12 protein-coding genes are annotated in these 13219 nt (G+C 64.0%); 2 read left to right on the forward strand and 10 right to left on the reverse strand.

Annotated features, from left to right (window positions below; translation table 11 throughout):
- Positions 1-122 precede the first annotated feature (122 nt).
- The 10 genes from recJ to ffh form a co-directional block, all read right to left on the reverse strand.
- The gene (gene recJ / locus IE125_RS07355; protein ID WP_189444004.1) at positions 123-1922 is read right to left on the reverse strand and encodes a single-stranded-DNA-specific exonuclease RecJ; all 1800 of its coding nucleotides are present in this window, start codon (positions 1920-1922) and stop codon (positions 123-125) included.
- Positions 1923-1930: 8 nt separating this feature from the next.
- Positions 1931-3319, reverse strand: a complete 1389-nt coding sequence (gene thrC, locus IE125_RS07360) for a threonine synthase (RefSeq protein ID WP_189444005.1) — start codon at positions 3317-3319, stop codon at positions 1931-1933.
- 166 nt (positions 3320-3485) lie between these two features.
- Positions 3486-4802, reverse strand: coding sequence for a homoserine dehydrogenase (locus IE125_RS07365; RefSeq protein ID WP_189444006.1), 1317 nt, complete (start codon positions 4800-4802; stop codon positions 3486-3488).
- Between the two features lie 168 nt (positions 4803-4970).
- Positions 4971-5717 (reverse strand): DsbC family protein, encoded by a 747-nt coding sequence (locus IE125_RS07370; protein WP_189444007.1) that lies wholly within the window; start codon positions 5715-5717, stop codon positions 4971-4973.
- A 2-nt stretch (positions 5718-5719) separates the two neighbouring features.
- Complete coding sequence (gene xerD / locus IE125_RS07375; protein ID WP_189444008.1) at positions 5720-6607, reverse strand: site-specific tyrosine recombinase XerD; 888 nt, start codon at positions 6605-6607, stop codon at positions 5720-5722.
- A gap of 180 nt (positions 6608-6787) precedes the next feature.
- A complete protein-coding gene (rplS, locus tag IE125_RS07380; RefSeq protein WP_189444009.1) occupies positions 6788-7144 on the reverse strand; it encodes a 50S ribosomal protein L19 in 357 nt (118 codons plus the stop codon).
- Between the two features lie 145 nt (positions 7145-7289).
- On the reverse strand, positions 7290-8057 hold the full coding sequence (gene trmD, locus IE125_RS07385) for a tRNA (guanosine(37)-N1)-methyltransferase TrmD (protein WP_189444276.1): 768 nt from the start codon (positions 8055-8057) through the stop codon (positions 7290-7292).
- Between the two features lie 71 nt (positions 8058-8128).
- The gene (gene rimM / locus IE125_RS07390) at positions 8129-8686 is read right to left on the reverse strand and encodes a ribosome maturation factor RimM (RefSeq protein ID WP_229808976.1); all 558 of its coding nucleotides are present in this window, start codon (positions 8684-8686) and stop codon (positions 8129-8131) included.
- A 33-nt stretch (positions 8687-8719) separates the two neighbouring features.
- Complete coding sequence (rpsP, locus tag IE125_RS07395) at positions 8720-8971, reverse strand: 30S ribosomal protein S16 (RefSeq protein WP_189444010.1); 252 nt, start codon at positions 8969-8971, stop codon at positions 8720-8722.
- A gap of 164 nt (positions 8972-9135) precedes the next feature.
- Positions 9136-10554, reverse strand: coding sequence for a signal recognition particle protein (gene ffh / locus IE125_RS07400; protein ID WP_189444011.1), 1419 nt, complete (start codon positions 10552-10554; stop codon positions 9136-9138).
- Positions 10555-10903: 349 nt separating this feature from the next.
- Between ffh and IE125_RS07405 the strand changes: the two genes are divergently transcribed.
- Both IE125_RS07405 and IE125_RS07410 read left to right on the forward strand, forming a co-directional pair.
- Complete coding sequence (locus IE125_RS07405) at positions 10904-11707, forward strand: cytochrome C assembly family protein (protein ID WP_189444012.1); 804 nt, start codon at positions 10904-10906, stop codon at positions 11705-11707.
- 103 nt (positions 11708-11810) lie between these two features.
- Complete coding sequence (locus IE125_RS07410; protein ID WP_189444013.1) at positions 11811-13094, forward strand: HlyC/CorC family transporter; 1284 nt, start codon at positions 11811-11813, stop codon at positions 13092-13094.
- Positions 13095-13219: the final 125 nt, after the last annotated feature.

The following is a 13219-nucleotide window of genomic DNA, read 5'->3' on the forward strand; positions in this document are numbered from 1 at the left end:
AGGCAGCCGTGAGTCTCAGACGGCGCTTGTGGCGCTCAGGCCAGATTATAGCGACAAGCGGTCGCGACAGAAGTCTCGGCGGCGCGACGAAGGGAAGGAGGCAGGAAGAGAGGTCGCGCGATTCAGCGCCGTTCGGCGTGCTCGACCATCAGCTGTAGAGACTCGCGCCCTTTCCAGCGGTTGCGAGAGAGCTTGAAGGCGCAGCGCACGCGGTCGCCGACGGCGATCGGCAGGCGCTCTCCGGGGTTGAGCGCCCGAAACCAGATCGCGCGACAGACGACGCCCTCCCGCGAGAGCTCCAGCATCAGATGATTGCCCTCGGCGCCGACGGCGCGAAGCTGTTCGACGAAGAACTCACCCTCGAACAGCGGCGCATCGAACTCGCGACCGTAGGGGGCCAGCGCGTCCAGCTCATCCAGCGTCGCCAACGTCAGCTGGTGCGCTGCAAGCTCACCGTCGGTCAACACGACGGGGTAGAGCTCGCGCTCGCCAAGCTGTTCGCTAACGGCCTGTAGAAAAGCCTCCCGAAACGTTTCCAGCTCGGCAAGCGGGACGCCGACACCGGCAGCGCCGCGGTGCCCGCCGAATCGCGGCAGGCTCGTGGGCGCCAGTTCGTGGGCTCGCTGCAGCGCATCGCGCAGATGCAGTGCCTCGATGGAGCGGCCGGAGCCGGTCAGCATCTCCGGCGCGGTCGCCGGTGTCAGTACCAGCGTCGGCCGGCCGTAGGACTGGACCAGACGTGAGGCGACGATGCCCTGCACGCCGGCGTGCCCTTCCGGCAGATGCACGATCAGCGCCGGCTGGTCGGCGGCGAGTTGGGCCGCGGCCAGCGTACGGGCGCTCTCGACCATCTCCGCTTCCAGCGCTTTCCGCGCCTGATTGTCATCATCGAGTACCTGAAGATGCTGGCGGGCAATGGCGTCATCGGCGGCAAGCATGAAGTGCAGCGCCGCGTAGGGGTCGTCCAGCCGCGAACGGGCATTGATCCTCGGCCCCATCTGAAAAGCCAGCGTCTCGGCATCGAACGGCACGCTGTCGGCGCCGAGACGCTCTGCCATCACGCGCCAGCAGGCCGACTCCATCTGATTGATCAGTTTGAGTCCCGTCGTGACGACGGCGCGGTTGGCCGCGCTGGCGCCGAGCGAGACGCAATCGGCCACGGTGCCCAGCGCCACGTAGGAGAGCCACGGCGAGAGTTTCGGCGTCGACGTCGAGAGCACGCCCTGCTCGACCATGACCGAGCGGGTCAGCGACATCATCAGCCAGGCCACCATGCAGCCGGCAATGGTCTTGTCCGGATAGCCGCAATCAGACCGCGTCGGGTTGATGGTGGCATAGGCGGATGCCGGTGGCCCCTCGACCGGCAGTGCGTGATGGTCGGTCACCACGACATCGATGCCGGCCTCTCTCAGCCGCGCGATACGCGGCTCGTCGGACGAGCCACAGTCGGCAGTGATGACCAGGCTCGGCCGTGGCTTCAACGCCAGCGTGCGCTCGACCAGCGGCAGGCTGATGCCGTAACCATCGTTGATCCGATGGCCGATCAGGCTGTGGAGACGCGACGCGGGCACGCCGAATAGCTCGGTCAGCGAGCGCAGGATGACGACGTGCGAGGTGATGCCGTCGACATCGTAGTCGGTCAGGATACCGATGTGCTCGCCGTCATTGACAGCGCGGGCGATGCGCTCGGCGCCGCGCCGCGAATCGCGGAGCCGCTCGGGATGGGAGAGATAACGCAGCGCCGGCGCAGTCAGTGCCTCCAATGGGCCCTCGTGACCCTGAAGGCGCCCGGCCAGAATCCGCGCCTGCAGCTCGCTGGAGCCGCTCGCCAGCGCGGCGCGATAGATCGTCTCGTCACGGGGGCGGGACTGGATCCGCCGCCGCGTGGGGTCGTTGACGATCTTGCCGCTCGTCTCGTCCATCGCCACGCTCAGCGGCGATTTTCGGCGACGAACGCCTGCACCGCCGAGAGCTCCGCCGGCAGCACGCGGTAGCGTTCCTCACGCTCCAGCAGGTCGTCCATGTGCGCCGGCAGCGGGACGCCGGAGAACCCCGCCTTGACCACCGCTTCGGCGAACTTGGCCGGATGCGCGGTCGCCAGCGTGATCATCGGTGTCGATTGGTCTGCTCGCACCTGCTCGACGGCACGATAGCCGGTAGCGGTGTGCGGATCGAGTAGCTCCTTGGTGCGATGATGCGCCTCGCGAATCGCCTCGAGGATGGTGTCATCATCGACGCTGAAACTCGAAAACTTCTCGCGCAGCCTGGCAAGCGGCGCCTCGGCGAGCGCTGCCGGCTCGCGCTGGAAGCGCTCCAGCAGCTCGCGTACCGCGTTGCCGTCGCGATCGTAGGCATCGAACAGTAGCCGTTCGAAATTCGACGACACCACGATATCCATCGATGGCGCGAGCGTTGCCGCCAGTTCACGCTTGGAGAAGTCGTTGTCGGCAATCGTCCGATGCAGGATGTCGTTGGCGTTGGTGGCGATGATGAACTGCTTGACCGGCAACCCCATCCGATAGGCCATATAACCGGCGAAGAGGTTACCGAAATTGGCCGAGGGCACGCAGAAACTCACCTCACGGTGCGGCGCACCGAGAGCGACGCCCGAGGCGACGTAGTAGACGATCTGGGCCATGATCCGCGCCCAGTTGATCGAGTTGACCGCCACCAGACGTGTGCCTTCGAGAAAGGCCTGATCGGCGAAGCTCGCCTTGACCATCGCCTGGGCATCATCGAAGTTACCTTCGATGGCGATATTGAAGACGTTGTCGGCCAGCACCGTGGTCATCTGCCGACGCTGCACTTCGGAGACCCGGTTGTGCGGGTGCAGGATGAAGATGTCGAGATGATCGCAGTGACGGCAGCCTTCGATGGCCGCGGAACCCGTATCGCCGGAGGTCGCCCCCATGATCACGGCGCGCTCGTCGCGCTTGGCCAGGAAGTGATCGAGAATGCGTCCCAACAACTGCAGCGCGACATCCTTGAACGCCAAAGTCGGGCCGTGGAACAGCTCGAGCAGGAAGTGGTTGTCGCCGAGCTGATTGAGCGGCACGACCGTATCGTGGCTGAACGTCGCGTAGGCATCGCGCACCAGACCTCGGAAGGTCTCGTCGTCGATCTCGCCACCGACGTAGGGTTTCATTACCCGAAACGCGATCTCGGCGTACGACAATCCAGCCATCCCCGCGAGCTCGTCACGCGACAGCTGCGGTACCGTCTCGGGAACGTAGAGCCCGCCGTCGCTGGCCATGCCGGTCAGCACCACTTCCTCGAAACTCAGCGCCGGCGCCTGCCCGCGCGTACTGATGTAACGCATGCTTCACTCCGTGAGTGGCGAGCCTGAGCCGCGAGCGGCGAGCTGCCTTGTCGCCATTGCCAGCGCGGCCGGCTCCGGACGTGTTGAATCGACTACCTCTGCTTCACCGATCTGGCGCTCGTCGCTCGTCGCTCGTCGCTCGTCGCTCGTCGCTCGTCGCTAAAGGCTATTCCTGCTCGTCCAGGGACTCGACGCGGATCCGCGTCACAGGCCCGGCGATATCGGCGAGCGATTCCAGCTGGCGAATCGCTTCGTTCATGTGCTGTTCCCGGGTGCGATGCGTCATGAGGATGATCGGCACCAGTTCGCCCTCGGTCGCCTCCTTCTGGATGATCGCCTCGATCGAGATCCCCTGTTCGGAGAGGATCGTCGCCACGCGCGCGAGCACGCCCGGACGGTCGACGGCCAGAAGACGCAGATAGTAGGCCGTGACGATCTCTTCCATGGGCAGGATCGGCAGCGCGTTGGCTTCGTCATTGACGCCGCTGAATGCGAGATAGGGCACACGATAGTGATGGTCGGTGGCGATGTTCCGCGCCACGTCGAGCAGATCGGCGACAACGGCAGACGCGGTTGGCTCGGCCCCGGCACCGGCGCCGTAGAAGAGCGTCGGGCCGACGGCATCGCCCATGACGGCGATGGCGTTCTTGACACCGTGCACATTGGCGAGCAGCCGTTCCTTCGGAATCAGCGTCGGGTGAACGCGCAGTTCCACACCGTTGTCGCTGCGCCGGGTGATACCCAGATGCTTGATGGTGTAGCCGAGGTTGTCCGCCTGCTCCACGTCCTCGGCCGTAATGCGCGCGATACCCTCGGTATAGGCATGCTCGAACTGCAGCGGCATGCCGAAGGCGATGGAGGCCAGAATCGTCAATTTATGCGCGGCGTCGATGCCCTCGACGTCGAAGGTCGGGTCCGCCTCGGCATAGCCCAGCGCCTGCGCCTCGGCGAGCACATCGTCGAAGGCGCGCCCTTCGTCCCGCATGTGAGTGAGGATGTAGTTGCCGGTGCCGTTGATGATGCCGGCGAGCCACTGGATGCGGTTACCGCCAAGCCCCTCGCGCAGCGACTTGATCACCGGAATGCCGCCGGCAACCGCCGCTTCGAAGGCGACGATCACGCCCTTCTTGTGTGCGGCCCGGAATATCTCGTTGCCGTGGACGGCAATCAACGCCTTGTTTGCCGTGACGACATGCTTGCCGTTCTCGATCGCCGTCATCACCAGTTCGCGGGCGACATCGTAACCGCCGATCAGCTCGACCAGGACGTCGATATCGGGGTTGCTCGCCACTTCGAAGATGTCTCGCGTGACCTTGATGCCGGTGGTATCGCAGGCGGGATTGTCGCGGCGCGCGCCGACCTGTTCGATCACGATTGGACGACCGGCGCGACGCGCGATCTCGTCGGCGTTGCGCGTCAGCACGTCGAACGTTCCGCCGCCCACGGTGCCCAGACCGCAGATTCCCACTCTCACCGGATCCAAGATGTCGCCCCTCCCTCAAGTCATCGATGTCGAGGCAAATGCCTCGTCATTTACCGCGAATTCCTCCTCCTCGCCCGCGCACGTCGACGCCGGCGCGGCGATGAGGGGCAGCCACGGTAGAAAGCCGGAGCCCCCTTGTCAAGCGGGCTCCGCGCCGCCCGCCGCGGTTCAACCGTTGCTGTCGTCGCCTAGACCCAGCATCGATGCCAGGCGCTTCGCCGGCAGATAGCCGGGAACCATCCTGCCGCTCGGCAAGACGATCGCCGGCGTCCCCTGGATACCGGACTCGACGCCGAGCTGATACTGCTTGGCGATCGGCGCGCTGCAGTTCGCCGGTGCATCGACCGTGTCACCGCGAAACGCCGCACTCATTGCTTCGGAACGGTTGTCGGCGCACCACACGCGAGCCAGCTGGCGCGCGGCATCGGAGTTCGGGCCCATGCGGGGAAAGGCCAGATAATCAACCTCGATGCCCATATCGTTGAGCTGGCTCATTTCGGCGTGCAGCTTGTGACAGTACGGGCAGGTGGTATCGGTGAACACGGTCAGCTTTGCCTTCACCTCACCCGCCGGTTTATAGACGACACGCTGATCTTCGGGCACGGCCGCGAGCAGTTTCTGGCGACGCTGGTTGGCGGCCTGCTCGGTCAGATTGATCATGCCGTCGTCAGCGTTCTGGTAAAGATCGCCGACGATCATGTACTTGCCGTCACCGTCCGAATAGAGCGTGTTGCCGCCCTTCAGCCGCACCTCGTAGAGACCGGGCACCGGCGAGTCATCGATGGAGTCGATCGGCAGCGGCTGTCCACTGTGCGCATTGAGCTTGTCGGCCAGGTCGGCAGGCGGCTCGGCAAAGGCCGCGGGAGCCACGATCACGCCGACCAGGGCAATGACGGATAACAGACGACTTCTCATGTTCAACCTCTTGGGTGGTGTTGAGCGTGCAGCGCTTCCAGTCGAGCCTGCGCCACATGGGTATAGATCTGCGTGGTCGAAAGATCGCTATGACCGAGCAGTAGCTGTACGACACGCAAGTTGGCCCCATGATTCAACAGATGGGTGGCAAAAGCGTGGCGCAGGGTATGCGGCGACAGCGACTTGTCGATGGCGGCGAGCTGGGCATAGTGCTTGAGACGATACCAGAACGTCTGACGGGTCATGAAACCGTCGCGACGCCCGGGAAAGAGCGGCGGTCGCTGAATGTCCTGCATCAGTTCACTGCGCCCCTGACGGAGATAGCGTTCGATCCAGGCCAACGCCTCTTCCCCCAGCGGAATCAGGCGATCCTTGTCGCCCTTGCCGCGAACCAGCACGACGCCCTGGCGCAGGTTGACCGCGCTGACGGTCAACCCGACCAGTTCGGAGACACGCAGACCGCAGGCGTAGAGGATCTCGAGCATCGCCCGATCGCGAAGCCCCAGTGCAGTCCCGGTATCAGGCGCGGCGAGCAGGCGTTCGACGTCCTGCTCGTCAAGTGTCGAGGGCAGACTGGGCCGAACCCGCGGCGGCTCGATCTCGGCCAGGGGATCGTGCTCGATCAACCCTTCGGCCAGCGCCCAGCGATAGAATCGGCGCAGGCACGAGAGCAGTCGGGCGACGGAGCGAGCATGATAGTGCGCCCGTCGCATCTCGACGAAGGCGACGAGCGTCGTCTCGCCGGGCGCCAGCAGGCGCTCTTGCTCGCCGTCGAGATGAGCGATCCAGGCGGAGAGATCCTGCCGGTAGGCGCTCAAGGTGTGCTCGCTGACGCCCCGCTCCAGCCACAGTGCGTCCAGGAAGGCGTCGCGTCGATCATGATCGTTCATGCAGTGTCAGCCAGCCGGCGACCGTTTTCTGTCATCGCAGAGAATGCCGAGCGTCAGCGGAAAGCCGCGGCCGGCGCAAAGCGCCCATCATAACGCGGAAACCCCGCGAGCCGAACGGCCCGCGGGGTTTCTCGTAGCGCTTTTTTCGAAAGCTTCCGGCCGGCGCCGAAAGCTGTCGAATCAGGCCAGCTTTTCCTTGATACGCGCGGATTTGCCGCTGCGCTCGCGGAGGTAGTAGAGCTTGGCCTGGCGCACGTCACCGCGACGCTTCACCTCGATACCGGCAACCAGCGGGCTGTAGGTCTGGAAGGTACGCTCGACGCCGACACCGTGGGAGATCTTGCGCACGGTGAAAGCGGAGTTGAGGCCGCGGTTACGCTTGCCGATCACCACACCTTCGAACGCCTGCAGGCGCTCGCGGTTGCCTTCGACGACCTTGACCTGAACGATGACGGTGTCGCCCGGGGCGAACGCGGGGATTTCCTTGCTCATCTGCTCGGCTTCGAGCGCCTGGATCACTGAATTCTTGCTGCTCATGACTTGCTCCTTTTGGATGAAAGCGCCTCGCCGGTCTGCACCGTTTCGAGTCGCTTCGTGATCCCGGCGCTCGGCGTGACAAAGCCACGGCGTCGAGACGGAATCGGACTAGTGAGTGACACACGTCGGCGCGATATGGCGCGCCTCATGCACCGCCGTCGCCGGTGGCGACGTATTCCTCGATGAATTCATCGAGCAGACGCTGCTGCTCGCGATCCAACGTTCGGCTCTCCAACAGATCCGGACGCCTGAGCCAGGTGCGTCCGAGAGATTGCTTCAGGCGCCAGCGACGTATCGCTTCGTGATTGCCGCTCAGCAGCACATCCGGCACCCGATGCCCATCGATCACTTCAGGCCGCGTGTAATGGGGGCAGTCCAGCAGGCCATCCGCGAAAGAGTCCTCGCTCGCCGAGTCCCGGTGCCCTAGCACCTGCGGAATCTCACGAGCCAGCGCATCGATCATCACCATGGCCGGCAGCTCGCCACCGCTGAGCACGTAATCGCCGATCGACCACTCTTCATCGATATCGGCCTCGACGACTCGCTCGTCGATGCCCTCGTATCGACCGGCGACGACGATCAGTCCATCGCGTGTTGCCAGCTCCCGTGCCCCGGCCTGATCCAGACGGCGCCCTTGGGGCGACAGATAGATCACCGTGGGGCGCTTGCCGGCCGCTACCGCAGCCGCTCGCGCATCAGCGAGTGCGCCACGCAGCGTATCGACCTTCATCAACATGCCGGGGCCGCCACCATAGGGCCGATCGTCGACCGTCCGGTGCCGATCCGTGGCGTAGTCCCGGGGATTCCAGAAGGCCATCTGCAACAGCCCTCGGTCCACCGCGCGCCCGGTCACACCGTGACGAGTGATGGCCTCGAACATCTCCGGAAACAGAGAGACGACGCCAAGCCACATCCCGGGCGAAGCCTTCTCGCCACCGACGACTTCCGGGCCAGCCTCATGCGATGACGCCGCAAGGTCCATGCTCAGAATTCCGGATCCCACTCGACGACCATGCGCTTGGCGCTGAGATCGATCTCGACGATCACATCGTCGGGCAGAAACGGTAGCAGGCGCTCGCGATCATCCAGACTGCCTTCGCAGGGACGCACTACCATGACGTCGTTGGCGCCGGTCTCGAACAGATGATCGATCCGTCCCAGCCAGGTGCCATCGCAGGTCTGGACATCGAGACCTTCCAGCTGATGCCAGTAGTAGTCATCGTCTTCCAGCTCGGGTAGCGAGGACTTCGCCACCAGCACATCGGCGCCGGCCCACTGCTCTGCCAGCTCGCGCGTGTCGACCTCTTCCAGCCTCACGACCAGGCCCTTCCCCTGGGGACGGGCATCGAGCAGACGACGCGAATGATGCTCACCACGCTTCGATAATATCCACGTCGGATAATCGAAAATGCCTTCGGGCGGACTGGTGTACGAGTAGATCTTGAGCCAGCCTTTCACACCGTGCGGGCTGGTCAGACGCCCCAGCACCACATGCTGCTCGCCATCGCTCATCGCCACGTCACCCGTTGCGTCATCATGCATCGATCGACGAGCCGCTTCCGGCATGGTTCAGACTCAGGCCTGGGCCTTGCGAGCTTCTTTGACCAGCTCGGCGACGCGGTCGGAAACCTGCGCACCCTGGGACTGCCAGTGAGCGACACGGTCCAGATCGACGCGCAGACGCTCTTCCTGACCGCGGGCGATCGGGTTGAAAAAGCCGACGCGCTCGATGAAGCGGCCATCGCGAGAAACGCGAGAGTCACTGACGGTCAGGTGATAGAAGGGACGCTTCTTGGCGCCACCACGTGCCAGACGAATGGTTACCATTGCGTTGATAATCCTTCGGTTAAGTTAATCGTTACGCCACGAAATCGAGTCTTCCCGGACACAAGCCCGAGACGAAGACGCGGCATTCTACGGAAAACGCCCCCGATTGGGAACCTTTTATTGCGTCGACGGGCTCTCACGCCAACCCGCGTCGACGGGCCGCATCAGCGCCACGGAAAGCCACCGCCGCCGCCCATGCCACCAGGGCCACCCATACCGCCGGGGCCACCAGGGCCGCCGCCGCCCATCATGCCGGACATACCACGCATCATCTTCTGCATGCCGCCTTTCTGACCGGCTTTCTTCATCATCTTCTGCATCTGCTTGTGCTGCTTGAGCAGACGGTTGAGATCCGGCACCTGGAGCCCCGCCCCCGCCGAGATGCGGCGCTTGCGCGAGCCGTTGATGATCTCGGGCTTGCGGCGTTCCTGAGGCGTCATCGAATTGATCAGTGCCTCGAGCTTGCCGAACTCCTGCTCGGCGCCCTTGCCCTGCGCCATTTCGGCCATCTGCCCCATGCCGGGCAGCTTGGACATCAATCCACCCATACCGCCCATTTTCTTGAGCTGCTGGAGCTGATCGCGAAAATCCTCGAGGTCGAAACCCTGGCCCTTCTTGACCTTCTTGGCGAGCTTTTCCGCCTTGCCCTTGTCGACATTGCGTTCGGCTTCCTCGATCAAGGAGAGCACGTCGCCCATGCCCAGGATGCGCGATGCGACACGATCCGGGTGGAAGGGCTCGAGGGCATCCACTTTCTCGCCCATCCCCATGAACTTGATCGGCTTGCCGGTCACGTGACGCACCGACAGCGCGGCGCCACCGCGAGCGTCACCATCCGCCTTGGTCAGAATCACGCCGGTCAACGGCAGCGCGTCGCGGAACGCCTTGGCCGTATTGGCGGCGTCCTGGCCGGTCATCGCATCGACGACGAACAGCGTCTCCTGCGGCTGGATGGCCTGATGCAGCGCGCGAATCTCCTCCATCATGGCCTCGTCCACCGCCAGACGCCCGGCAGTATCGACGAGCACCACGTCGTGGAACTGGATCTTGGCGTGCTTGATCGCGGCTTCGGCGATCTTCACCGGCTGCTCGGCGCTGGTCGACGGGAAGAAGTCGACCTGCACTTCCTTCGCCAGTGTCTCGAGCTGATCGATGGCCGCCGGGCGGTAGACGTCGGCCGATACCACCAGCACCTTCTTGTTCTCACGCTCACGCAGGTACTTGGCAAGCTTGGCAACGGAGGTGGTCTTGCCCGCCCCCTGCAGCCCCGCCATGAGCACGATGGATGGCGTTCCCTTGAGTTCGAGGCGCTCGTTGGCCTGCCCCATGATCGCTTCCAGCTCCTGCTGGACGATCTTGACGAACTGCTGCCCCGGCGAGAGGCTCTTGGACACTTCCTGCCCGACCGCGCGGTCGCGCACGCGGTCGACGAAATCCTTGACCACCGGCAGCGCGACGTCGGCCTCGAGCAAGGCGCGGCGCACCTCGCGCAGGGTGTCCTTGATGTTGTCCTCGGTCAGACGCGCCTGGCCGGTGATCGACTTGAGCGTCTGCGACAGGCGATTGGAGAGACTTTCGAACATGGAGCGCTCCGAACGGCGATGCCGAACGCCGAGTGACCTGGCGGCGAGGCTCGGCGTCTGGGGGAATAGAAGTTTGGCCGGCATTATACGCGTGCAGAGGCGTCAGCTCCATGATCGACGGCGAGCCTGTCGACATGCGCCACCGCCGCACGGGTTCTTCCTTGGGTATCCTGCCAGCGATTGGGTATAGTAGCCGGCAAAACGCGATCGACTATCATTCGACCGTTGATCGGCGCCGGGTACCACGGCTCGATCGACGAAGCGTCTCGAGTCGCCGCCGCCGCGACATATCACCACTGTTTTCCCGACTCCGCGAATTCGCGGATCGTGCCACGAGGTCAAATCACCGATGCCGGCGCTTCCCTTCGCCCTGGTCGCAATCGTCTGTTATCTCGCCGCCGGACTCTGGCAGAGCCTGAGCCTGGCTCGCCGCGTGGCAGAACGTCCGGGATGGGTGCGCGGCGCGGGGCTGATCGCCCTGGTCTGCCACGGCGTCATCGTCGGTCTGACCATCTTAGGGCCCCGCGGCCTGCATCTCGGCCTCACCCAGAGTGCCGCGCTGGTCGGCTGGCTGGTGGTCGCCCTACTGCTGGCGGCCAGCCTGGTCAAACCCGTCCTCAACGCCGGCGTCTGCGTCTTCCCGCTGGCGGCCATCACCGTGGTCGCCGTCATCGGCATGCCCAGCACGATGACCGAGTCCGGCGTTTCCCCCGGCCTCTACTTCCACATCCTGACCTCGATCGCCGCCTTCTCCTTTCTGGCGATCGCCGCCGTCCAGGCCGTGCTGGTCGCCTGCCAGCATCAGGCGCTCAAGCGTCGCCAGACCGGCGGCATCGTGCAGGTACTGCCGCCGCTGACGCGCATGGAACAGCTGCTGTTCGAACTGATCTGGTGCGGCATGCTGCTGCTGACCGTCGCCATCGTCAGCGGATTCGTCTTCGTCGATAATCTTTTCGCGCAACACCTGGCGCACAAGACCATCCTGTCACTGCTGGCATGGCTGATCTTCGCCGGCCTGCTGGCCGGCCATCACTACCTCGGGTGGCGCGGGCCGAAGGCAGTGCGCTGGACACTGGTCGGCGTGGGCGTGCTGATCCTGGCCTTCTTCGGCACCAAGTTCGTGCTCGAGTACATCTTTCACTACAACGCCTGACCGCTCGCCGACGACGACAGCGGTGCCGCCCTGACCGGCATCGTTGACACCGCCACGGCAACGCCCTACAACGACTTGATCATCGCATGAGGATTTTTCCGTCTTGAGTGACGACATACCCCTAGGCCTGATGCTGGGCCTGCTCTTCGTCCTGGTCTGCCTGTCGGCCTTCTTCTCCAGCTCCGAAACCGGCATGATGTCGATCAATCGCTACCGCCTGAATCATCAGGCGAACAGCGGCTCCCGATCCGCCAAGCGCGTGGTCGAACTGCTCAAGCGCCCGGACCGCCTGCTTGGCGTGATTCTGATCGGCAATAACCTCGTCAACAATCTCGCCGCCTCCATCGCGACTATCGTTGCCATCCACTTCTTCGGCGATGTCTCCGGCCCGGCCATTGCCACACTGGTACTGACCATCGTGGTCCTGATCTTTGGCGAAGTGACGCCCAAGACCTACGCCGCGATCAAACCGGAGCGCATCGCCCTGCCGTCTTCGATGGTGCTCTCGCCGCTGCTGCGCCTGTTCTACCCGCTGGTATGGATGGTCAATGCGATCTCAAACAATCTTCTGCGCCTGCTCGGTGTCCGCCATCTGGAAGCCGGCAAGGACAGTCTGACTCGCGACGAGCTGCGCAGCGTAGTGCACGAGGCGGGATCGCTGATTCCGACGCGCCACCAGACCATGCTGCTGTCGATCCTCGATCTCGAGAACGTGACCGTCAACGACATCATGGTGCCGCGTCACGAAATCGTCGGGCTCGACCTCGACGATGATCTCGAGACCCTGCTCGCCCAGATTCGCCAGAGCCAGCACAACCGACTGCCGATCTACAAGGGCGACATCAACAACATCATCGGTATTCTGCACCTGCGCAACGCCTCGCGCTTTCTGACCAAGCCGGATCTCTCCAAGGCATCGATCGTGCAGGAAGCGCGCGAACCCTACTTCATTCCAGAGTCGACGCCCTTGCATACCCAGCTGCTCAACTTTCAGCAGCAGAAGCGGCGTATCGGCATCGTGGTCGACGAGTATGGGGACGTGGAAGGACTGGCGACGCTCGAAGACATCCTCGAGGAGATCGTCGGCGAATTCACCACCGATGTCGCCGGCACCTATCGCGACATTCACCCGCAGACCGACGGCGGCTACGTCATCGAAGGTACCGCCAACATCCGCGAGCTCAACAAGGCGCTCGGTTGGCAGCTACCGACCGATGGCCCCAAGACCTTGAACGGGCTGATTCTCGAGCACCTCGAAGCGTTTCCGGAAGCCCAGGCCTGCTTGCAGATTGGTCCGACGCGACTCGAGATTCTCGACATCAAGGACAACCTGATCACCTCGGTACGCTGCTGGCAGCAAGGCGTGCGCAGACGCGCCGCGGAGTAACGACGGCGACGGGCAGGAACGAAGGATAGACAGGGACGACCGACAGAGGCGGTAAAACGCAACGACAGACAGAATTCAGCGCGGCAGCGGCGATCGGCAACAGCAGTCACGCGCCTTCCTGGCAG

Origin of the sequence: Salinicola rhizosphaerae, from assembly GCF_014652715.1 — a bacterium.
Classification (GTDB): domain Bacteria; phylum Pseudomonadota; class Gammaproteobacteria; order Pseudomonadales; family Halomonadaceae; genus Salinicola; species Salinicola rhizosphaerae.